Origin of the sequence: Synechocystis sp. PCC 7509 (assembly GCF_000332075.2) — a bacterium.
GTDB lineage: Bacteria > Cyanobacteriota > Cyanobacteriia > Cyanobacteriales > Chroococcidiopsidaceae > Aliterella.
On the sequence record NZ_ALVU02000001.1, the window covers coordinates 1,833,979 to 1,856,074 of the forward strand.

At 42.4% G+C, this 22,096-nt stretch carries 28 protein-coding genes; 22 read left to right on the forward strand and 6 right to left on the reverse strand.

Annotation, left to right across the window (positions count from 1 at the left end; translation table 11 throughout):
- Positions 1-75 precede the first annotated feature (75 nt).
- From cobN to SYN7509_RS0209425, 3 genes are all read left to right on the forward strand, one after another.
- Entirely contained in the window at positions 76-3,741 is a 3,666-nt protein-coding gene (cobN, locus tag SYN7509_RS0209415; protein ID WP_009633966.1) for a cobaltochelatase subunit CobN, read from the forward strand.
- On the forward strand, positions 3,728-3,943 hold the full coding sequence (locus tag SYN7509_RS0209420; RefSeq protein WP_028954216.1) for a KTSC domain-containing protein: 216 nt from the start codon (positions 3,728-3,730) through the stop codon (positions 3,941-3,943). Before cobN ends, SYN7509_RS0209420 begins: the two co-directional genes overlap by 14 nt.
- 68 nt (positions 3,944-4,011) lie before the next feature.
- Positions 4,012-4,944 carry a hypothetical protein gene (locus tag SYN7509_RS0209425; RefSeq protein ID WP_038021457.1) on the forward strand — a complete coding sequence of 311 codons (933 nt, stop codon included), beginning with the start codon at positions 4,012-4,014 and terminating at the stop codon, positions 4,942-4,944.
- 78 nt (positions 4,945-5,022) lie between these two features.
- On the opposite strand, the gene SYN7509_RS30105 is transcribed toward SYN7509_RS0209425, so the two are convergent.
- Positions 5,023-5,181, reverse strand: a complete 159-nt coding sequence (locus SYN7509_RS30105; protein ID WP_158506142.1) for a hypothetical protein — start codon at positions 5,179-5,181, stop codon at positions 5,023-5,025.
- Positions 5,182-5,320: 139 nt separating this feature from the next.
- Here SYN7509_RS30105 and SYN7509_RS0209430 point away from each other — a divergent pair, with 139 nt between their 5' ends.
- The 6 genes from SYN7509_RS0209430 to SYN7509_RS0209450 all read left to right on the forward strand — a co-directional run bounded on the left by SYN7509_RS0209430 (position 5,321) and on the right by SYN7509_RS0209450 (position 7,014).
- On the forward strand, positions 5,321-5,563 hold the full coding sequence (locus tag SYN7509_RS0209430; RefSeq protein ID WP_009633968.1) for a DUF433 domain-containing protein: 243 nt from the start codon (positions 5,321-5,323) through the stop codon (positions 5,561-5,563).
- On the forward strand, positions 5,547-5,921 hold the full coding sequence (locus tag SYN7509_RS0209435) for a DUF5615 family PIN-like protein (protein ID WP_009633969.1): 375 nt from the start codon (positions 5,547-5,549) through the stop codon (positions 5,919-5,921). Before SYN7509_RS0209430 ends, SYN7509_RS0209435 begins: the two co-directional genes overlap by 17 nt.
- Before the next feature lie 146 nt (positions 5,922-6,067).
- Complete coding sequence (locus SYN7509_RS0209440) at positions 6,068-6,343, forward strand: BrnT family toxin (protein WP_009633970.1); 276 nt, start codon at positions 6,068-6,070, stop codon at positions 6,341-6,343.
- On the forward strand, positions 6,306-6,581 hold the full coding sequence (locus tag SYN7509_RS0209445) for a BrnA antitoxin family protein (RefSeq protein WP_009633971.1): 276 nt from the start codon (positions 6,306-6,308) through the stop codon (positions 6,579-6,581). Before SYN7509_RS0209440 ends, SYN7509_RS0209445 begins: the two co-directional genes overlap by 38 nt.
- Positions 6,582-6,630: 49 nt before the next feature.
- The gene (locus SYN7509_RS31280) at positions 6,631-6,753 is read left to right on the forward strand and encodes a hypothetical protein (protein WP_255327296.1); all 123 of its coding nucleotides are present in this window, start codon (positions 6,631-6,633) and stop codon (positions 6,751-6,753) included.
- Positions 6,754-7,014, forward strand: a complete 261-nt coding sequence (locus SYN7509_RS0209450; RefSeq protein WP_009633972.1) for a hypothetical protein — start codon at positions 6,754-6,756, stop codon at positions 7,012-7,014. It begins immediately after the preceding gene.
- A 237-nt stretch (positions 7,015-7,251) separates the two neighbouring features.
- Here SYN7509_RS0209450 and SYN7509_RS0209455 read toward each other — a convergent pair whose 3' ends face one another.
- The 4 genes from SYN7509_RS0209455 to SYN7509_RS0209470 are packed head-to-tail and all read right to left on the reverse strand — an operon-like array spanning position 7,252 to position 12,456.
- Positions 7,252-7,944 (reverse strand): carbonic anhydrase, encoded by a 693-nt coding sequence (locus tag SYN7509_RS0209455; RefSeq protein ID WP_009633973.1) that lies wholly within the window; start codon positions 7,942-7,944, stop codon positions 7,252-7,254.
- Between the two features lie 30 nt (positions 7,945-7,974).
- Entirely contained in the window at positions 7,975-9,108 is a 1,134-nt protein-coding gene (locus SYN7509_RS0209460) for a CO2 hydration protein (RefSeq protein WP_009633974.1), read from the reverse strand.
- Positions 9,105-10,607: an NADH-quinone oxidoreductase subunit M gene (locus SYN7509_RS0209465; protein WP_009633975.1), complete on the reverse strand. Its 1,503-nt coding sequence runs from the start codon at positions 10,605-10,607 to the stop codon at positions 9,105-9,107. The genes SYN7509_RS0209460 and SYN7509_RS0209465 overlap by 4 nt, the downstream gene beginning before the upstream one ends.
- A 7-nt stretch (positions 10,608-10,614) precedes the next feature.
- Entirely contained in the window at positions 10,615-12,456 is a 1,842-nt protein-coding gene (locus SYN7509_RS0209470; protein ID WP_038020881.1) for an NAD(P)H-quinone oxidoreductase subunit F, read from the reverse strand.
- A gap of 498 nt (positions 12,457-12,954) precedes the next feature.
- Between SYN7509_RS0209470 and SYN7509_RS0209475 the strand changes: the two genes are divergently transcribed.
- From SYN7509_RS0209475 to SYN7509_RS0209500, 6 genes are all read left to right on the forward strand, one after another.
- Positions 12,955-13,263, forward strand: coding sequence for a carbon dioxide-concentrating mechanism protein CcmK (locus tag SYN7509_RS0209475; RefSeq protein WP_009633977.1), 309 nt, complete (start codon positions 12,955-12,957; stop codon positions 13,261-13,263).
- Positions 13,264-13,342: 79 nt separating this feature from the next.
- Entirely contained in the window at positions 13,343-13,696 is a 354-nt protein-coding gene (locus SYN7509_RS0209480) for a carbon dioxide-concentrating mechanism protein CcmK (RefSeq protein WP_009633978.1), read from the forward strand.
- The gene (locus SYN7509_RS0209485) at positions 13,697-13,999 is read left to right on the forward strand and encodes a EutN/CcmL family microcompartment protein (protein ID WP_009633979.1); all 303 of its coding nucleotides are present in this window, start codon (positions 13,697-13,699) and stop codon (positions 13,997-13,999) included.
- Positions 14,000-14,065: 66 nt separating this feature from the next.
- Positions 14,066-15,715, forward strand: a complete 1,650-nt coding sequence (locus tag SYN7509_RS0209490) for a ribulose bisphosphate carboxylase small subunit (RefSeq protein ID WP_009633980.1) — start codon at positions 14,066-14,068, stop codon at positions 15,713-15,715.
- 55 nt (positions 15,716-15,770) lie between these two features.
- Positions 15,771-16,373 carry an LbetaH domain-containing protein gene (locus SYN7509_RS0209495; protein WP_009633981.1) on the forward strand — a complete coding sequence of 201 codons (603 nt, stop codon included), beginning with the start codon at positions 15,771-15,773 and terminating at the stop codon, positions 16,371-16,373.
- A gap of 23 nt (positions 16,374-16,396) precedes the next feature.
- Positions 16,397-17,149, forward strand: a complete 753-nt coding sequence (locus SYN7509_RS0209500; protein WP_009633982.1) for a BMC domain-containing protein — start codon at positions 16,397-16,399, stop codon at positions 17,147-17,149.
- An 18-nt stretch (positions 17,150-17,167) separates the two neighbouring features.
- On the opposite strand, the gene SYN7509_RS30110 is transcribed toward SYN7509_RS0209500, so the two are convergent.
- A complete protein-coding gene (locus tag SYN7509_RS30110) occupies positions 17,168-17,329 on the reverse strand; it encodes a hypothetical protein (protein ID WP_158506143.1) in 162 nt (53 codons plus the stop codon).
- A gap of 248 nt (positions 17,330-17,577) precedes the next feature.
- Between SYN7509_RS30110 and SYN7509_RS0209505 the strand changes: the two genes are divergently transcribed.
- From SYN7509_RS0209505 to SYN7509_RS0209535, 7 genes are read left to right on the forward strand one after another with little or no spacing between them, the layout of a single operon-like run.
- On the forward strand, positions 17,578-18,297 hold the full coding sequence (locus SYN7509_RS0209505; RefSeq protein WP_009633983.1) for a V4R domain-containing protein: 720 nt from the start codon (positions 17,578-17,580) through the stop codon (positions 18,295-18,297).
- Positions 18,294-18,836, forward strand: coding sequence for a hypothetical protein (locus SYN7509_RS25535; RefSeq protein WP_009633984.1), 543 nt, complete (start codon positions 18,294-18,296; stop codon positions 18,834-18,836). Before SYN7509_RS0209505 ends, SYN7509_RS25535 begins: the two co-directional genes overlap by 4 nt.
- A 14-nt stretch (positions 18,837-18,850) precedes the next feature.
- Positions 18,851-19,327 (forward strand): globin family protein, encoded by a 477-nt coding sequence (locus SYN7509_RS0209515; protein WP_009633985.1) that lies wholly within the window; start codon positions 18,851-18,853, stop codon positions 19,325-19,327.
- Between the two features lie 25 nt (positions 19,328-19,352).
- Positions 19,353-20,024 (forward strand): V4R domain-containing protein, encoded by a 672-nt coding sequence (locus SYN7509_RS0209520; protein ID WP_009633986.1) that lies wholly within the window; start codon positions 19,353-19,355, stop codon positions 20,022-20,024.
- A 23-nt stretch (positions 20,025-20,047) separates the two neighbouring features.
- Entirely contained in the window at positions 20,048-20,530 is a 483-nt protein-coding gene (locus SYN7509_RS0209525; protein ID WP_009633987.1) for a 2Fe-2S iron-sulfur cluster-binding protein, read from the forward strand.
- 18 nt (positions 20,531-20,548) lie between these two features.
- A complete protein-coding gene (locus SYN7509_RS0209530) occupies positions 20,549-21,019 on the forward strand; it encodes a globin family protein (RefSeq protein WP_009633988.1) in 471 nt (156 codons plus the stop codon).
- 42 nt (positions 21,020-21,061) lie between these two features.
- Positions 21,062-22,072 carry a tetratricopeptide repeat protein gene (locus SYN7509_RS0209535; protein WP_009633989.1) on the forward strand — a complete coding sequence of 337 codons (1,011 nt, stop codon included), beginning with the start codon at positions 21,062-21,064 and terminating at the stop codon, positions 22,070-22,072.
- Positions 22,073-22,096: the final 24 nt, after the last annotated feature.

A 22,096-nucleotide genomic window follows, 5' to 3' on the forward strand; every position in this document is an offset into this window, starting at 1 on the left:
CCCCAATGGGGGGTTTGGGGGGCAGACCCCCCAATTCCTGGTTTTTACTAAAGCAAGCCCATAACAAAAAAAACTATGCATCGGATTAGCGCTACACCAGGAGGTTGGAATCCTCAATCTGAAGGAGTAATCTTTTTAGAACAAACTCCCGCTCCTATAATATTGCTGACGGCGGCGGATACAGATATTCAAACTATCGCCGCCGCCGTAAGTAATTTACCTGTAGGGTTTCCAGCCTTGCGGGTTGCCAATCTTTTGCAATTGCAGCAACAGTTAACTATTGATACCTACGCGGAAGAAGTTTTAGAAAAAGCTGAAGTAATTATTTTAAGGCTGTTAGGGGGAAGTGCTTATTGGAGTTACGGTTTAGAAGTAGTCCGAGAAACGGTACAAAAAACAGGCGCAGCTTTAATTGTTATTCCTGGAGATGATCGCACTGATCCTGAATTAATTACTTATTCTAATGTTTCTTTAGCTATAGTCAATCAGTTGTGGCGCTATTTTACCGAGGGTGGAGTTGAGAATATTATCCACGCTTTAGAGTTTGTTTGCGATCGCACTTTAAACTATAACTACAATCCACCACCACCCCAAAATGTCCCCCGCGTCGGTTTGTATCCTCATAAAGCTATTTCTGACGCGCTGAAGGTTGGCATTTTATTCTACCGCGCTCATTATTTAGCAGGAAATACGCTCCCCATTGAAGCACTTTGTCAAGCTTTAAGCGCGAGAAATTTACAAGCAATCCCCATATTTGTATCTTCTTTGCGCGACTTGGAAGTACAAGCAGAATTATTAGAGTATTTACAAGACGTTGATTTACTTCTCAATACAACTAGCTTTTCGTTGGCGCGATTGGAGACGGAAACGCCGCAACTAGATTTATGGGAAAAGCTGGATATCCCAGTATTGCAAGCAATTTTTAGTAGCGGTACAGCAGAAAGTTGGGAATCGCAGTTGCAAGGACTTTCACCCCGCGATTTAGCAATGAATGTCGCTTTACCAGAAGTAGACGGGAGAATTATTACTAGAGCAATTTCTTTTAAAGGAGTAGAAGCGCAAAACCCAGACCTAGAAACAGATGTAGTAGTTTATCAACCAAAGTGCGATCGCATTGATTTTGTAGCAGATTTAGCGGCAAAATGGGTATGTCTGCGTAACTCTCCACCCAAAGAACGAAAAATTGCCTTAATTTTAGCAAACTATCCTAACCGTGATGGCAGGTTAGCTAATGGCGTAGGTTTGGATACTCCCGCAAGTTGCATAGAAATTCTCAAAGCTTTGCAAACTGAAGGTTATGAAGTAAAAGATTTACCTGTTGATAGCGATGAGTTGATGCAATTATTGGTTTCTGGAGTAACTAACGATCCTGAAGGTCGAGAATTGAGGAAAGTTAGACAATCATTAGGAAAAGCAGAGTATGAAGAGTATTTTGCAAGTTTACCAGAAGCAGTAAAAAAGGGAATTTGCGATCGCTGGGGCAATATAAAAGATAACTTTGCAATCTCTGGAGTGCAATTAGGTAATGTATTTGTAGGGATTCAGCCATCTAGAGGCTACGACAAAGATCCTAGTTTAAATTATCACGCGCCGGATTTAGAACCTACCCACGATTATCTAGCTTTTTACTATTGGGTGCGGGAAGTTTTTGGCGCACAGGCAATCGTTCATGTGGGTAAACATGGCAATTTAGAATGGTTGCCTGGTAAGAGTATAGCTTTATCAAAAGACTGTTACCCAGAAGTTGCTTTAGGAGCGATGCCGCATTTTTACCCCTTTATTGTCAACGATCCGGGAGAGGGATCGCAAGCCAAAAGACGCGCCCAAGCAGTAATTTTAGACCATCTCACGCCGCCCATGACTCGCGCCGAACTTTATGGGGGTTTGCAGCAATTAGAAGGGTTGGTTGATGAATATTATGAAGCGCAGGGTTTAGATCCGGTACGAGTTCCCATTTTACGCGATCGCATTATGCAGTTAGTTACGCAAGAAAACTTAGCTGTCGATACTTCTACCGAACTATCGTCAATTTTGACCTATCTTGACAGCTATTTATGCGAACTAAAAGAAGCCCAAATTCGGGATGGATTGCATATTTTTGGTCAATGTCCCCAAGGTAGACAGTTAATAGATTTAGTTGTGGCGATTTCTCGTCAGCCTAGTAATGGCAGAATTGGGTTAACGTCTGCGATCGCAACAGATTGGGGGTTAGATTTTGCGCCCTTAACTACAGACTTGGGACTTCCATTATCTGCTGTTAGTCAGCAAATCCTTACTGATAAAAACTATTGTTGTCGGACGGTGGGGGATGCGGTGGAGGTTATTGAAGAATATGCAGCTAGTTTAGTTGAGAATGCGATCGCCAATATCGAAACAACTAATCCTCTAATGGATTGGGTAAAACTCCGCTTAATTCCAGCATTGCAACAAACCAATCGAGAAATTACCAATTTATTGCACGGACTTGATGGCGGTTACATTCCAAGCGGTGCTTCCGGTGCGCCAACGCGAGGTCGTCCAGACGTTTTACCAACGGGGCGTAATTTCTATTCGGTAGATATTCGCGGTATTCCGACAGAAACAGCCTGGAGTATTGGTAAAAAGGCAGCAGAGGTATTAATTGAACGCTATACCCAAGAAAACGGCGAATATCCCCAAACTTTGGGCTTATCTGTCTGGGGAACTTCCACAATGAGGACGGGAGGCGATGATATTGCCGAAGCCTTGGCATTACTTGGGGTACAGCCTGTATGGGATGGAGTTTCGCGGCGAGTGGTAGACTTTGAAATTTTGCCATTATCAATATTAGGTCGTCCCCGCGTAGATGTAACTCTGCGAATTTCCGGCTTTTTCCGCGATGCTTTCCCCAATTTAATCGATTTATTTGATGCGGCGGTGACAAAAGTAGCCGCATTAGAAGAAGCAGAAGATCAAAACCCCATAGCTGCGAAAGTAAAAAGCGAAGTGCAGACATGGTTAGCATCGGGTAAAAGTTTAGAACAAGCGCAAACAAACGCTCATTATCGAGTATTTGGATCTAAACCTGGGGCGTATGGTGCGGGTTTGCAAGGCTTAATTGAGGCGCAAAACTGGAACGATGACAGCGATTTAGCCCGTGCATACATCAATTGGAGTTGTTACGCTTATTCGGGTAAAAAAGAAGGTCGCGCCGCACCAGAAGCTTTTGAACAAAGGCTTAAAAGTATGCAAATTGTATTGCACAATCAAGATAACCGCGAACACGATTTGTTAGATTCCGATGATTATTACCAGTTTCAAGGCGGCTTAACGGCGGCGGTAAGGTCACTAACAGGCAAAAATCCCCAAACTTATTTTGGTGATAATTCCATTGCAGCCAATCCGCGAGTCCGTCAGCTAAAGGAAGAAATTGCTAGAGTTTATCGTTCGCGCGTCGTCAATCCCAAATGGATTAGCGGGGTAATGCGTCACGGCTACAAAGGTGCGTTTGAAATGGCGGCGACAGTAGATTATTTATTTGCTTACGATGCTACAACCCGTTGCGTTGAAGACTATATGTATCAAGGTGTAGCCGATGCTTATTTACTCGATCCCGCCGTGCAAGATTTTGTCCAAAATAAAAACCCTTGGGCATTACGCGATATGGCAGAACGGTTGTTAGAAGCTCATCAAAGGGGCTTGTGGCAAGGTGTTGATGCTCAAATGGTCGATAAATTGCGATCGCTTGTTCATCAAGCAGAGGCGATCGTTGAGGAGAAATAGTAAGTATTCACTCAAAAACGCCGCAACTCAAATATTAACTATTAAGTTCAACAATGGCAGCATTTACGAGTATCAGGATATTTCAGCTAATATTGCTCAAGCCTTAAAAACTAAAACTTTAGCAGGTCAATACTTTAACGAAAGTATCAAAGACAGACTTAAGTTACACCAAAAATCTACAACAGTAAACACCAAACCCTAGAAATTGTGTTAGAAAATTGATGACACAATCTGCCTTAATAAGATTTTAGATTAGCTAACAGAATGAGTATGACTCAAAATGATACTTTTGAACAACAAAAATTAGTTATAACACTTGAAGAGAATGCAATGGACTCTCTTGTTCATGGTATTGAGCATCACCTTTATGGCAAGCGTAAATCTGACTGGAAATATATTATTCTACATATCTTCCATGCAGTTGAACTTTTTTTAAAGGCAAGACTCGCAAAACATGATGCAAGACTTATTTACACTGATGGTAAAAGTGGACACACTGTTAGCTGTGTTCGGGCAATTGAACTATTGGTAAATGAAGTTAACATTCCATTAGATAGCTATGTAAAACGTAAATTAAATGATAAACAACCAGCCAAATATCAGTTCACAGGGGAACTAGAAGAGTTGCGACAAGCAAGAAATAATATTGAACACAAGGAAGCTTCTCTTAATAAAGACGCAGTAAATAATTTCCTGGGTGTTGCATTTCGATTTTTGGATGATTTTGTGAGTTTAGAGCTAGGACTGAGTTTGTCCGAGAAATTAGAAGAGCTTGATGAACTCCGATGGGAAGAGATGGCTGAAACAGGTATAGCAGAAGAAGATATCCCTGAGCAAAATAGTTACCAAGCACTTTCACTGGCATATCTTTCTTATGTTAAATATATGTCCGATCGAGGTATACCACTCCATCCTAAAAACAGAGTTGATCATTCCTTTTTTTCGTGCGAAATGTGTAGCGAAGAGGCAGTTGTTCTGCCCGATCCGAGATCGTACTCTACAACTACTTATTGTTACCATTGTCGTGCTAAATATGAAGGTTATGTATGTGCAAAATGCGATCAGTTTCACATAGAATACTTAGGTGAATGGGAGAAAGGCGATAGCCCACTTGAGCATCCTGATTTGGAAAGTCTTTTGAACGTTGAAGAACAGGATGTATCTTTTTGTAATATGTGTAAAGATTGGATTGCCGATCAGTAATAGTACAATTGCATTTTAACAGTGGGGATGTATCCGACGTTGAAAGATTGAAAGTTTTGATGGGGGTGCGATCGCTCATTAAGCCAAGGTGCGATCGCTTTTATCTGTAATAAAGGCGCGATCGCATTTCCCTATATAAACCACAAAGTCTCGCAATTTAAACCAAGGCGCGATCGCACGTTGAAGGCTAGTTATATTTAGCAAGAGGAAGCGATCGCTAAAGCGACAATTAACCAATTACTGCACAATTCCAATTATCAATACCGATTTTGACGGTTTAGATGATGATGGGAAATAGACTTGTGGAGGATGTCTGTGGGAGATTGCTTACTCTCGCTAAGGGTTAAAATGATGAATAAACAGTTGAATTACTCTAATGAAACTAGATCGCATTACAACCAATCCGAAACGAATGAATGGGCAACCCTGCATTCGTAATCTGCGCCTTAGTGTCCGTAGGGTGATTGAACTACTGGCGACTTATCCCGATCGAGAAGAATTATGTCGAGAATTTCCCGAACTAGAGGATGAAGATATCCGACAAGCCTTAATTTTTGTATCTTCTTATCTTGACGATCGCATCATTGAACTTTCTAACCGCTATGAAACTGTTGCTTGATCAGGGATTACCTCTCTCGGCGGCAACATTATTACGTAATGAAGGGATGGATGCCATTCATGTAAGTGAAATTGGGATGTCTGAGGCTGAAGACGCTGATATTATCCAAATAGCAAGAGAGGAGGGGCGTGTTGTTGCTACCCTTGATGCAGATTTTCATACACTGTTAGCACTTGATGCCGCCGTTACTCCTTCAGTCATTCGGATTCGGATTGAACGGTTACGCGCCCAAGCAGTAGTGGCTCTGTTGCTTACGGTGATTGCTGAGTGCAAGGAAGATTTGACCCAAGGATCGGCTATTACAGTTGAGCCAAGTCGTATTCGTACTCGTCGTTTACCATTGGGTTCAAGTATCTAACAATTCAAACGACTAGATAGAGTAGACGGGCGATCGCATTTACCCATACATCTAAACTGCAAAGTCTTGTTTATTAAACCGAGGCGCGTAAGTAGCTGTAACGACAAATTGTAACTACAATTGATTATTGTAGAAGTCGTTCAGTTATGGAATATGAATGGGATGAAGCAAAACGTCTTGCTAATCTTCGTAAACATGGAGTCGATTTCGTCGATGTTCCCGCCGTTTTCGATGGCGATATTTTAACGGTTGAAGACAATCGTTATAGTTATGGAGAGCAGCGTTTTGTCACATTCGGTTTGTTGCAAGGGCGAGTCATTGCCGTTGTCCATACAGAACTTAAAGATTACACTCGGATTATTTCTGCAAGAAAAGCAACGAAATATGAACAACGAACCTACTTCGAGCAATTCTCAAACTGATTGGCAACGATTGGATGCAATGAGCGATGAAGATATTGACTTATCAGACTGTCCAGAAATTACACCAGAAATGTTTGCTAAAGCAGTAGTGCGGCGGGGTTTACCTGCTACAAAAACCAAAGCTCAAGTTACTCTCCGCGTTGATAGCGATGTATTGAAATGGTTTAAGTCTCAAGGGCGAGGTTATCAGACACAAATCAATCAATTGCTACGAGCGTATATGGACGCACATCAATAACGGATTGTATTATCTCCGACCAATCAATAATTAACGGATTTACTTTATCGTGGGGACAATAGCTAATATTTGCGATCGCCTTTACTATAAAACTGCAAAGTCTTGTTTATCAAGACGAGGTGCGATCGCCTTTCCCTATAATAAAGGTGCGATCGCTTTAGGAAAACCTTAAATGTCACAAATCAACACTCCGATCGATCTTGAAACTACAGACAAACTCGCCTATGTTCAGCAGCTAACAAATCAATCTCTGTCTGACATCCGGCAATCGGCTATTAATGACTATTATCAAAAGCTAAAGCATAACCAGAAAAAAAACGCTTTTAAACTGCTCGAAGAATCAGGCTTTATTGGTTGTTGTTCGGTAGAAAGCGATTTATCTATTAACTACAAGCAAGTTATAGCAACGGATCAGAACCTTTTTCAAAACTAACCCCAATGCTGACAGGCGATCGCATTTCCCTTTATAAACTACAAAGTCTTGCAATTCAAGCCGAGGTGCGATGCTTTTGACCAAGGGCATTTAAGTAGTAATTAACGAATTGGGGAGTGCGATCGCATTTCTCAATAGACTATGGGCAAAAGATGTATTTACGGGGCTTAGTTGGTATTGTTTTGACAATAAGCACAAATTTTTTCTAGTGCTTCCATGTTCTTAACTTTTTCAGAACTACTTAAGATTGCGAGAACCCTTAGAAATTCGCTCTTGTTGTTCGGAAGTCAGCCAACTTGCTCTAGACAACTGACTTTGAGGTGATAAATACTCACGACGAGCAGTATCGTATTCTAGTATCTCTCCTGTTTCAATGTGATACATCCAACCATGAAGCTCAATTTCGCCTTTATGTAGTTTGGAATGAATCGATGGATAAGTACGCAAATTCTCTATTTGAGTCAGTACATTTTCCTCAATAGTTACCTGTAACAACTCCTCGCCTTCGTAATGCTGGTAATTCTCCTTAACTGTGCGGCGCGTGGCTTCAGTATGTTTAAGCCATTGATAAACTAAAGGCATATCTTCCTCTAATTTATCTAGCTTTAATAGCCCTTTCATTGCGCCACAGTGGGAGTGACCGCAAACGATAATTTCTCTAATTCCCAAGGCTTGCACGGCATATTCTACCGCCGCACCTTCTCCACCATTCGCCGCACCATAGGGCGGAATAATATTACCAGCATTGCGGATAATAAACATTTCTCCTGGTTCAGTTTGAGTAATCAAATTCGGGTCAATTCGGGAATCGGAACAAGTAATAAACAATACTCTAGGATGCTGCCCTTGAGAGAGCAACTCAAACATCTCTCGGTGAGTTGTTAAGTAATTTGTTTGAAAGCTGTGGACACCTTGAATTAGTTTTTTCATCTTGTTTTTTGCAGTGATTAAGAATTTTGCTTATTGACTATTAGCTTCAATCAATTGAGATGTAACTAGCCTATCCATCCATCCTTCTAAATAAACTTGATTTGCTTTTTGGTGAGCCGGATCTTGGCTGTCTAACGGGTAAGGCATCAATCCTAAAATGGCGGCGGTGGTAACGCAAAACATCGATTTTTGGAAACTGATACAAATTTGTACCCGCAAATCGTCTTCTCCTCGACGACTGCGATCGCGATAAAGCTCGTGGATATAATCGGGGAGATAATGCCGCATATCCTGCATTAGCAGCGTTGGAGGAATGCCAGAACCTCCAATAGGCAAAGGATCGGCGTACAAAGCGCCGTAATCAAAGCGAGTCAAATCTGGCGGAATTTGATGCGCCTGAGCGTTGTAAGAAACTGTCCCCGAAAACGGCGTACCCCGAAAGAAAATCGCCTCTACATAAGGGACAGCCGTATCTGCTAAAAATGTTATCCCCGCCGACGTTGGAATAATGTCATAACTACAACCATCAAGCTTTACAGCGTAAGTAATTGGCAAACTCGCCGCCGCCACTAAACCATTTTTGATGTGGTCTACAACTTGAGGAATTGATTGGATTTCGCCTAAGTCATAGCGATCGCTCAAGCTCAAAAACATCTCACTCATTACCCGCCAAAACTGCCCCAAAGCGCTGTAATAAACCTGTTGACGCACTTGTTCGGGGAGATAGTCGGGAAAAAGTTGATGTAATCCCAACATCAACGGATTACGCTTAAATTTTACGGCGATCGCTTTCTGACTATATTCCATAAATTCCGGCGAGTCTAAATAGTTATCTAAACCGCCACCACCATGCCAAAGCATACCTTTCATGCAGTATTCGGCGTATTCGTAATTAATGCGATCGCCCCACCAGTGTTTTAACAGTTTTTTTAAGGAAACATCACCGTTAAAGTATTTAAAAAAGGGAAAAAGTACCAAAAACTGATGTTCGGAAATGTATAGCAAGTTTTTGTAGTAAGCTTCCAGCACGATACCGTAGCTTTTTAAAATCCCCACTACATCTAAAACATTTTCTTTACTATCTTTTAGCAAAGCTTCGCCAGTCTTTAGCCGCTCAATAAACAAAGCTAAGGGATGACTAGATTTTGAAGTCGTGTCGATCATTGCCGATCCTTATTTAAAACAGTGTGAAGGCTAACAATAGCGGTAGGAGTTGGCATAAAAGTTGCGGTAGTGGTTTCACTCCAACGTAGCATCCAAGCAGGTTGTAACCCAAATACTACAATCGCCACAGCTAAAATCATTGCTGGAGTGCGGTCAAACCAGCCTACCGGAGGCAAATTAAGCACCTGGGTAGAAAGACGACCAAAAAAGACGCGGTTAACTAACAGCAAAAAGTAAACGGCGGTTAAACCTGTACCAATCATACAAAGCAATGTTTGAGTAGGAAAAACGGCAAAACTACTGCGAAATACCAGAAATTCTGAGATAAAACCTACCATTCCCGGTATACCGGAACTCGCCATCACACCTAGTACCATTAAGCTACCAATTAGAGGTAAACCACGTTCGGGATTTAATAAGCCGCGCAAAGTATCTAAGTTACGAGTGCCAGTTTTTTGGTAAACTACGCCCACCAATAGAAACAATAAAGCCGAAATTAGCCCGTGACTGACCATTTGAAAAATTGCAGCTAATAGGCTTAATGGTGTTGCTGTAGCGGCGGCTAAAAGCACGTAGCCCATATGAGCAATAGAGCTATAAGCTACCATTTTTTTCATATCGGTTTGGGCGATCGCTGTAAATGCCCCATACAGGACGCTAACTACTGCCCAGTTTGCCATTAATGGCGCTAAAACTGTCCAAGCTTCGGGAAATAAACCTAAGCCAAACCGCAATATCCCGTAAGTTCCAAGTTTCAGCAAAACTCCCGCCAACAGTACCGATACTGGGGTAGAAGCTTCAACGTGAGCATCGGGTAGCCAGGTATGGAAGGGGAATAAAGGAATTTTGATCCCAAAGCCAATAATTATCGCCCCCAAAAGTATTAATTGCTGACTCATGGGTAAAACTTGCGATAGCAATGGCTGATAATTAAAATCTGTCCTCCCACTGAGCCAAGTTAATCCTAAAAATGCTGCCAAAATTAAGATCCCGGAAATAGCTGTGTAGATAAGAAACTTTGTAGCTGCATAGGCGCGTTTTTCCCCTCCCCAAATTGCAATTAGTAAGTATAAGGGAATAAGTTCTAGCTCGTAAAACAAGAAAAATAGCAGTAAATTATCTGCCAAAAAAGCGCCAACTACCCCTGTATTCAGCAGCAACAGCAAAATGTAATATAGCCTTGGACGACTTACAGATTTTTCGCTGCTATAAATGGCAATCCAAGTTAGCAAGCCATTTAAAACCAGTAAAGGCAAAGATAAACCATCTACCCCTATTTGATAGGTCAAGCCGATGGAGTCTAGCCAGGGTATAGACTCCATAAATTGCAAAGTGGGGCTAGTAATATCAAATTGAGTAACAATAAACATTGTCCAGCCAAAAGAAAGCGCGATCGCAATTATTGCTCCGATGCGGAAGCGATTGGGGTCAGTTTTTTGCGGTAATAACCCAATAATAATTGCACCTAATATCGGTATCCAAATTAAAGCACTGAGCATCGTTTTTCTAAAATCCCCACAACAAATATCGCGTCAAAAATAAACCCAATAAACCAACACCGACTACGATTGTCAGCATATAACCTTGAGACTGACCCGATACGCTGTACTTCAAGCTTTCGCCACTAAAAATAGAAGCTAAACCAACCAAGTTAACGAAGCCATCGACAACATAACGGTCAAACCAATTGCTAAATCGAGAAATTTGATTGACGGCAAAAACTATGCTCACACGGTACAACCTATCGATGTAAAAGTCATACCCTAGCAAGTCTTGCACCACTCGCCAGGGCAAGTGTAGCGATCGCGACCAGGCTTTATGCAGATATACAGTACCGCCAATAGTACAGCCAATCACACTTGATAAAAACAGCACCGCCGCCGAAGGCTTATTAACATATTCCCAAGTTGGTAATAACGACAAACGTTGCAACATTAAGGGAACTAACAGATTGACAATTACGAGCGACACCATTGGCACAGCCATTTGCCAAGCAACTTCGGGTGTGCGCCTTGTCTTCTGTTGCGGCGAACCTAAAAACACCAGTCGAAATAAACGAGTAAAATTTAAAGCCGTTAAAGCATTGACTACAAGCAAAACCCCCACTAGCCAAGGTTGTCCCCACAAGTCGTCTACCCCTAGTTGCAACGCCCAAAAACTACCCAATGGTAGTAGTCCAATCATGGCGGCAGAACCAACTACAAAGGATACAGTTGTAGCAGGCATCCGCGACCACAAGCCACCCATCTCCGTCAAGTCTTGGTTAGTAGTGGTTTGAATTATTGAGCCAACACTCATAAACAATAAAGCTTTGGCGATCGCATGAGTAAATAACAACATCAACGCAAACCCCGTCCACTGTTCCCCAACAGCAATAAATACTAGCCCCAAGTAAGCGCTAGTAGAGTGGGATAGGGCGCGTTTAATGTCAATTTGGGCGATCGCTACCAAAGACGCGCCAATCGATGTTACCGTCCCAATAACTACCAAAGCTGCCAAAGCTACGGGCGATAAATTAACAATAGGCTGGAGGTCAATTAATACATAAGCCCCGCAAGCTACTACTACAGAGTTTCGTAAAATTGACGCGGGGTTTGGCCCTTCCATAGCTTCATCTAGCCACAAATGCAAGGGAAATTGAGCGCATTTACCTATCGGCCCAGCAATTAAAGATAAGCCTAGTAAAGTTGCCGTTAAAGGCGGTAAATTAGCAGTTTTCGCCCACTCATAAAGGTCTGGATAATCTAAACTTCCTACCATCGTTGCCAAGGAAACAACCCCCATTAGTAGCAAGATATCTCCTACCCGCTTAGTCAAAAATGCGTCTCGTGCGGCGGTGACAACTAATGGTTGAGCATACCAAAACCCTACCAACAAATAAGTTGACAAAGTCAGCAATTCCAGCAATATATAAGTCAAAAGCAAAGAATTACTAATAGCAAGACCGCTCATCGCGCCTGCAAAAAATCCCATCAACGCAAAGAAACGCCCCAAAGCCCAGTCTCTTTCCATATATCCCAAGGCAAAAAGTTGAGCCAAAAAACTTAATCCTGTCACCACTTCCAAAGCGCCCACATTTATCGACGAGATATCTACACTCAACGTCAAATCTATATCTGCGACTTTCAACCAGTGAAAAACTAATCTTAACGGCTGGTGATGCCAAGTTAAAGGAAAAATCAGCGTACTATGCACGAAGGCCAAAACCGTCATCAATAAATTAATATAAGCTGCTGGTCGCGGCCCTGTACGGCGAATGATACCCGTAGACCAAGGAAGGGTCACTACAGCACCAAGCAAGCCATAACAAGGAATCCACCAACCCACTTGTAGGAGGAACTGAGCCATCGAAATTACCATTGAGATTTTAGTAACACATTGCACTCTCTAGAACTACACCAAAATAGTCCCAGGGAATTTAGGAAGATATATAAAGTTTAGATTTTATCAAAGATCCTTTTATCGCCTTAATCCTGCTATTTCTCCATATTAGAGCTTTCAGTCCGCAAAATAATTCCTGAAATTATCAGCTTTATCGATCGCATGGCTTTGCTAAACTTATTTTATGATTTGTTAAGTTTATGTATTTGTTGGCGCGATCGCCTAATTTTTTTTGTTTTCTTAATCACAACCTATTAAATAAGTAATTTTAATAGTAAGTATTTAGACTTATCATCAAAAATTATATTGTCAAAGTAACAGCCGTCACTTTATTCTTAAATTCAGCACCCTAAAGAGCTTGGCTAAAAAAACAAAAATGGCATCCCCCGTGAAAATTTCATGAGGCAAATTGCCGTGAAATATTAGTGTCAAAGACTCGTACAATGGTAATGATAGGAGAATTAAATGCCAATAGCTGTCGGAATGATTGAGACTAAAGGCTTTCCTGCGGTGGTTGAAGCCGCAGATGCAATGGTCAAAGCAGCCCGCGTAACTCTCGTGGGCTATGAAAAAATCGGTAGCGCTCGCGTCACCGTAATTGTGCGGGGTGATGTTTCGGAGGTACAAGCCTCCATAGCCGCCGGAGTTGAATCAGCCAAACGGGTAAATGGTGGAGAAGTTTTATCTACTCACATCATCGCTCGTCCGCACGAAAATCTAGAGTATGTTCTTCCCATCCGTTACACCGAAGAAGTAGAACAATTTCGATTGTAAATAAGGTTAGCTGAGATTTAACAAAAAATCAGCGCATTTAGTACAAAATCACCAAAAAATTATCTAAGGACTAAAACTCATGGCAATTGCCGTTGGAATGATCGAAACTCTAGGGTTTCCCGCCGTTGTAGAAGCTGCCGATGCGATGGTCAAAGCAGCACGAGTCACCCTAGTAGGGTACGAAAAAATTGGTAGCGGTCGCGTTACCGTGATCGTTCGGGGAGACGTTTCGGAGGTGCAAGCCTCGGTAGCTGCGGGAGTAGACAACGTTAAAAGAGTTAACGGCGGTCAAGTATTGTCTACCCACATCATCGCTCGTCCTCATGAAAACCTGGAGTACGTACTACCCATTCGTTACACCGAAGAAGTAGAACAATTCCGCGATAGCGTTAGTGGCAGAGCGCTCCATTCCGGCCCTTACACTAGACCATAAATGCAAATTGCCAAAGTCCGTGGCACGGTAGTTAGTAATTACAAAGAACCTAGTCTTAGCGGCGTAAAGTTCCTCCTACTACAACTTGTAGATGAGGAGGGACGCTTACTACCAAAGTATGAAGTAGCAGCCGATTTCGTAGGGGCAGGGCTAGAGGAATGGGTGCTTGTCAGTCGTGGAAGTGCTGCCCGTCAAGTTCAAGGGAGCGAAGCACGTCCGGTAGATGCTGCCGTAGTAGCGATTATTGATACCGTCAACGTGGACAATCGCTCTATCTACAATAAAAAAGACGAATTTCGCTAGACCCATAGACACAAAGCGCGATCGCATTTATTGCAGCATTAAGTTCTTAGTTTGGAGAATATACTTATGGCAAAGCGTAGTTCCGCAGCTCCCCCTACCCCTTGGTCGAAAAGCCTAACGGAACCGAAAATTGACAAGAGCGCCTACATTCACTCATTTTCAAATATTATTGGGGATGTGCGAATTGACAGCAATGTGATGATTGCCCCAGGGACGTGCATTCGTGCCGACCAAGGCAATCCTTTTTATATTGGCAAAAGCACGAGCATTCAAGATGGCGTAGTAATTAATGGTTTAGAGACAGGACAGGTTGTTGGCGACGACAATAAATCCTACTCCGTTTGGATTGGAAATAATGTCTCTATCACTCACATGACCTTGGTTCACGGGCCTGCCTACATCGGCAATAATAGCTTTGTTGGCTTTCGCTCCACAATATTTAACTCGCGCATTGGTGAAGGCTGCATTGTGATGATGCACGCTTTAATTCAAGACGTGGAAATTCCCCCAGGTAAGTATGTACCGTCAGGAAGCATAATTACCACCCAACAGCAAGCAAACCGTCTTCCCAAGGTACAAGAAGCGGATAAAATCTTTGCAAGCCGTGTAGCAGGGGCAAATGAAGCGTTGCGAGCCGGCTATCAGTGTGCAGATGATGTCGAGTGCATTACGCCAATTAAGGAAGAACTAAATAGAACTTATGCCTTGAGTCCCACAGATAACAAAAGTATTAATAATCAGGAATATCAAGAAATGGGCTTAAATAGAGAAGTAATGGAACAGGTGCGCGATTTGCTGGCTCAAGGCTATCGCATTGGGATGGAACATGCCGACGAGCGAAGATTTCAAACAAGTTCTTGGAAAAGTTGCGCCACAATTCAATCAAGTCGAGATTTTGAAGTATTTGCGGAAATATCAGCTTGTTTAGAAGAACATGGCGGCGAATACGTGCGGATTATTGGCATTGATACCAAAGCTAAAAAACGGATAGTAGAGACAATTATTCAAAGGCCCAGCGATCGCCCCGGTAGCGAGAATGGTAGTAGCAATAGTCGTTCTAGTTATCAGCCAAGCAGCTACAGTAGTTCGTCTTCTAGCAGCGTATTACCAGCCGAAGCCGTTGAACAAGTCCGCAACCTTTTAGCTCAAGGTTTCCGCATCGGTACAGAACACGCCGACAAGCGCCGTTTTCAGACTAGCTCTTGGCATAGTTGCAGCCCCATTGATGCCAAAAAAGAATCAGAAGCGATCGCAGCATTGGAAGAATGTATCGCCAATCATGGCGGCGAATACGTGCGGATGATAGGCATTGACCCCAAAGCCAAGCGTCGGATTTCGGAGACAATTATCCAAAGACCCAATGGTAACAACAATATTACACCGACTACCAGCAGCTACAAAGCTACAACAACAAATAGTTCTAGCCGTAGTTCGTCCTCTACCAGCACTCGGCTTAGTTCGGAAGCTATTCAGCAAGTAAGTCAACTGCTCAGTCAAGGTTGCCAAGTTAGTACCGAATATGCCGACGAGCGCAGATTTAAAATCAATTCCTGGCAAAGTGGCGGCGTAATTCAAGCTCACCGTGACAATGAAGTAATTGCGGCTCTAGAATCAGCAATAGACGAACATAGTGGCGCGTACATCCGGCTAATTGGTATTGATCCCAAAGCAAAACGCCGAGTTTCGGAACTGCTAATTCAACGCCCTGCTAAATAAGACGTATTACCAGCAGATAAGTTGATCTCTACCCAATACCAAAGACTGTATTTTGATGAAGTTTCCCCCCTTACAACCCATTAGCAATACTCACTATTACGTTAATGGCGATGTGACTATTCACCCTGGTGCAGCGATCGCGCCAGGGGTTCTTCTGCAAGCAGACCCGGAGAGCCAGATTATAATAGGAGCAGGGGCTTGTATAGGTATGGGAGCAATTTTGCACGCCTATCAAGGAGTATTGGAGGTAGGGGAAAGCGCCAATATTGGCACGGGAGTTTTGATTGTTGGCAAAGGCAAAATCGGCATTAATGCTTGTATTGGTTCGATGACTACAATTTTTAATAGCTCCGTTGAGTCTGGAGAAGTGCTACCGCCGGGTTCTTTATTAGGTGATTCTAGCCGCCCTGGGGAGGCAGAATTACTAGAACTGGAAGCAACAGTTGTAGAATCAAACGGTCAGATAGCCGAGCCTGTAAGCGTTAATAGCACCCCATCGGTGGCGGCGGAGGTTGTACCACCCCAAGCACCGGAAGAAGTGGAAGTTAAAAGCAGTCCCGTTTATGGTGAAGATAGTCTCAACCGATTATTATCAACTTTATTACCCCACCGCCAAGCCTTAAATCGCCCGTTAGATAATAGTCCTAATAGCAGTTAGATAGATCGTTTAAGAGGTTTAAAATGGAGGGAAACAACCAACAATACTTGCAAGATTTTAGAGATAAAGCCCTGGGTTTAGTATCGACTCGCAGTTTTCCGGCGATCGTGCGCGTTGCTGACGAAATGCTCAAATCCTCCGAAGTGACTTTAGTTGGCTACGAAAAAATTGGTAGCGGCCATTGTACAGCGATCGTACGTGGCGGAATTTCTGATGTCCGTTTAGCTGTAGATGTAGGGTCAGCAGTGGCTCAACAACTAGATCAATTAATATCAAGTTTAGTTATTGCTCGACCATTACCAAATTTAGAGTTAGTTTTGCCTATTGGGATGCGTTTAGCTCAACTTACTAATAGGCAATCAGGTAGCAGCCTTAGCAATCAAGCTATTGGTCTAGTAGAAACTAGAGGCTTTCCGGCGATGGTAGGAGCGGCGGATGCTATGCTCAAGGCGGCAGATGTGCAACTATCGGCTCATGAATTTATTGGTGCGGGTTTGTGTACGGCAATTATTCGCGGCTCAGTGGCAGATGTGGCGGTAGCGGTAGAAGCTGGAATGAACGAAGCACGAAAGATTGGAGAATTGAACGCCGTCATGGTGATTCCCCGACCTTTGGCAGATTTGGAACAAACTCTACCTATAGCTAGTTGTTGGTTAGAAAGACCTCAACCTTTGGTAATTCCCACAAAAATTAGAGAAACCGAAAAAGAATTAGTAGAATTACCAGACCTTAAACAGTTAACCGTTCAGTTAGAAGAACAGTTAGAAGAATTTTAGATAGCACTCCGTTTTGAGTTATGAAATACAATCTGCCCCCAACCCCCAAGTCTGGGGGCTAAGATTCCTGTTCCCCCAAACTTGGGGGCTAGGGGGCGAAACCGTTCTGCTTTTTGAGGGCTGATTTAGATTGCCATAGCGCGATCGCACTTTTAAAGTTATCTCTGTACTGTTAAGCATAAATACCTCCAAACATAATTCATAAATGAAGTCAGTGATTTTGCCATTGGTGCAATTATTGATTTCATGTTTTTTTTGGGGAAAAAATCAGTAAATCCCTTGATGAATAAATAATGAAATGATCATAAAAACTTAGTATAAGCAACATTTAATTTAATATTTTTTGGCAGTCAAGTAGTTAAGAACCTATCTGACACAAGCCAAAGCTAAAAGTTACTCACTCACCTAATAATAGGAGTATTCTGCTCATGGTTGCCCTATCAGAAAATAAAATTATTACCCCTGCAAAGGAATTTAAAAAAGTTGAACATCCTTTAAAACATAAGTATCCCAAAAGGAACGCCCACTACAGTTTTACCGATTACTTTCATTTTGAGGGCGATCGCGGCATAGTTACCGATTGGAACGAAAGCCGTAATACCTTCGCTAGTGAAGACTTTATTATTGGCTTAATTGAAGGCTTAGAAGAAGAAGTAGGCTCGGCTTCCGCCGTCGTTATGTACAATATCGGCTACCAGTGGGGAATGAGAGATGCTAAGTTTTTTCAACAGTGGTTTGAGCAAGAGTATAAGAAAAATATCCGCGAAGTAAATTCTGTTTTCATGTTAGAAGCTTGGTGGTGGCCCTTTACTGCTCAAGGTTGGGGAAACTGGGAAGTAGATATGAGCGAACATAAAAATGGATTTATGTTTGTCAATATCTTTGATTCGGCGGTAGCTAGAACTTTAGGCGACGTTGGTAAACCTGTATGCCATATTTACGCTGGCTTATTTGCTGGTTTTTTTAGCGATATCGTCAAAAAATCCTTGAGTTGCATTGAAATTCAGTGCTACTCAATGGGGGAAACCTACTGTAAATTCCTCCTTAGCAGCAAAGATCGAGTTGATGCTGCCAATTTCTGGCACAACGAAGGTGCAACCGCAAGAGATATTGAAAAACGCTTGCGGGGTGGGGAGTTACTGCGATGAAATGTTCAGCTTCCTTATTGGGACTGAATGTAGCGGATTATTTTAACTTGTGTAATTGGCAGTTATTACCGCCGCCAAGTAATAACTTACCCAAACAAGCCAAAATCACTGCTCCTCATTGCCCAACTGTTTTATCTGCCCTCAGCGTCAAAGATTTTTTTGAGACTTGTAATTGGCAGCTATTACCGCCAACCGAGCCAGAAAAAGACAACGATAGTACCTCCCCTCTGTCGCCGCCACAGGTTGAACACGATGTTCAAAATCCCATAGTCTTACGGCGCTTGACAGTAACAGAATTTTTTGGCTTGTGTAACTGGCACTCTTTACCTCTAAAAGTTATTACTCAACCTTTAGAGCCAGAATCGTCCTTAGAGCCGAAATCGCTGAAAACATGGCAAGTTCAAGCTTTTTTTCAACGGATTTCTTGGGAAGGTAGTAGCCCAGAAATTGGCAGATTACCTCAAGCCTCAACGCTGTCAGAGTTAATTTCCCCAGCATCGGGAGAGATGAACTTAAACGATTTATCCAACTTATTTTAGAGAAACTTTGATTTATGAATGTCAATTTACAATCTTTGCTCTACGACGCAGACGAGCGCTACTTAAAGTCTGGGGAAATTGATACTTTTAAAAGTTACACAATATCTTTATCCCAACGTCTAGAAACTTACGAATTGCTGCGCGATAAAGAAATAGCCATTTTTCAACCTATAGCTAACGGGCTTTTAGCAAGCTTTTCCGACCAACAACCGGATTTGGAGCGCAGTTTAAAAAACTGGTTGGCAGTTTTGCGTTATTGCGCGACTTCCATGCTACAAAATAACCCGGAATTTCTCGAACGACGACTTTTAGAATGGCTCACCGATATCGTCCGAGTTCACCAAACCCAAGCTATTGATAGCGCTATCTACAAAGGACTACAAAAGCAATTACCCCAAATTCTTACCGATAAGCAATATTTATTATTGCAGCCATTTTTAGCTCAAGCGGCGGCTAGGCTCGTTACAGATTTAGCCCCCTCGTCCAGATAACTAACCAATTAAGGAGAATGCCCAAATGATTGCGATTGGTGATTTGCTCAAAGATCAACCTGTATTAGGCAATTACTTTGCCCCCGATGCTTATTTAAGTGGCGATTTTGAATCAGGACTAATTGAAAACCGTAGAGGCGATCGCCTTTTAGCTTTACCAGAAACCTTAATTGAAGGCATTTATGCCGCCTTAGACGAAGAATTAGGCAGCGCTAGTGGAATAGTTTTGTTTAATTGCGGTCGTTGGTGGGGTAAAAACTTCTATATCCGTTTTGCTGAAGAAGTTAGCGAATATTACCATAAATCCCTTGCGGAAATGGAAATGGTCGAACTGCTCCAATGTCTCAAACAATGCTGGAAAACTCACGGTTGGGGTACTTTTGACTTGGATCTTGACTACTATCAGCAAGGCTTTTTGGTCGTTCAAAACTACAACTCTCCCTTTGCCGAAGCTGCGCCAGTAAGCGATCGCCCGGTTTGTTTTCTCGAAGCAGGCATTCTCAGCGCTTTTTTTAGCCAACTTACCGGGAAACAACTGCATTGCGTGCAAACTTCCTGCGAATCTTTGGGCGCTGATTGTAACTACTTTATTTTAGGCTTGAGCGATCGCCTCAAAGCGGTAGAAGGATGGTTATCGGAAAATCAAGACCATCAAACCATTGTCGAACGCCTAAAAACCAGTAAAGCTGCTTATTAATCTTTTCATCAAGCTCAAAAAACATGGCTAAAACCATTAAGTTAGAACCAATTTCTCAAGAAACCGTTGTCCAAACTAATGCCAACATTCTCTCGGCGCTACTCGACAACGAACTAGATATTTTGCATGATTGCAACGGTCGCGGGATGTGTTCTACCTGTCACGTTTACATCAAAAGCGGGATGGAGAGCCTTTCACCAATGAACCGCCGCGAACAAAGGACGTTAGAAGTAATTACCACCACTAACACCAATTCTCGCCTTGCTTGTCAAGCAAGAGTTATGGGTGAAGGGGTAGTAGTGGAATTACCAACCGGAACTTATGTAACGGCGATTACAGATACGGAGTCTTTAATTGGTACTCGCGCCGAGCAAAATATCTTACACCCTATTACCAGCAAAGTTTTAGTCGAAGCTGGCAAATTAATTACGCGCTCGATGATTAGTCAGCTTAACGATACTCGTTCTCAAGTTAGCGATTACCTTGCTCGTACCACCGATACTTAAAATCCACTAATTACCAAAATGTTAAAACAACTAGCCCGTCTAAGCAACGAAACCGAAGGACGTTACGCCTCTAGTGCCGAACTCCAATTTATCAAAGACTATATTGAGTCGGTAGATACGCGCATTAGTGCTTACGAAAAAATTCAAGTTGCCGAAGCCGAAATTGTTAGCAAAGTAGCAGAAGCTAGAAGTGCGGCAGAACCTGAATTGTTTGCCAAGGTTTCCCAAGTTGACGGTACTTCGGTATGTCAGCGCGACTTTACTAATATTTTGCGCCACTCTGCTTCGGCTTTATTATTTGACGATCGCGATCGGATGCCGGAAAACTTTTTACTTTGGTACAAAACCATTGTGCGGACTTTTAGCTACGATCGCGCTGCGGGTGTAACTTATAAGCTTATTCAAGAGGTAGCCCAAGATTACCTTACTCCTGAAGAAACAGCTTTATTCAATCCAATTTTACAACTCAACCAAGTTGTCCTTGGTTGAAAAGTTTTGTCGCCATTTATTTATAGGAGATACTTTAACGTTATGCAATCAAACTTAAATACAAAAGATCGCGCTTGGCTAGACATGGTAGAAACCGTCTCTGTAGTTGGTTCTATTGGTGGTTCTATCGCCTCTATTTTTATCAACCAGGCGGCTTTGGCTGCGATACCTTTATCTATTACCGTTATGCTGAATTTGGTAAATCGCAGATCAATGTTAGAAGCGGCAGCTAAGAATAATTCTAGTGCGATCGCCCAAATTATGCCCGCAGTGGAGACAAATAGCCAGCAACTCAGCCAATTACAGCAGCAAGTTAAAAGTGATGTTCAAGAACATTCCCAGCAACTCCAAAGTGCCATACTTCAAGCGCAAAACGAAACTCAAGACAAACTTACAGCTATTGACTTACAGCTAACCCAATCAAATAGGGATTTTAGCCAACTTAAAAGCGATAGCCAAGAATACACCGAGATATTGCAAACAAATCAGCTAGCGATCGCCGAACTATTGCAAAGTAAAGCTGAAGCTCAAATTATTGTTGATTCTGTAGCCGCACAACTGGCAGAAATCCAAGAGATTATTCCTAGCTTAATTGAAGGCAACAGTAACTTGATGGAGTATGCCAAACTTCAAACCTTGTATGAGGAGCAAATGGAAATTGTCAGAAAAGTAGGTTATTTGCGAGAAATTGATACTTCTACTCAAGCAATTAGGATTACTCCCTACGATCCTGATGCTTACTACAAGCGAGGTGTTAGCTACCAAGCACTAGGAGACACTCAAGGCAGCATTGGCGACTTTACCGAAGCTATCAAACTCAACCCTAGCCATGCTTCAGCTTATTACAGTCGTGGTTTGGCTCATATTGAGCTAGGTAACAAAAAAAGAGCCGTTCAAGATTTACGAGAAGCTGCCAAACTATTTTTTGATATTGGAGATATTACCAGCTACCAAAAGGCAAAAGATGCTAGTAAGCAGATTCACGAGCTACATTCATCGGTTAGCAATGAAGAAGATAGCCAACAAGTTGCTGTTGGTAGCCTATTTGCCTAAGCCTTGCTGGTGAAGCGTAGTTTT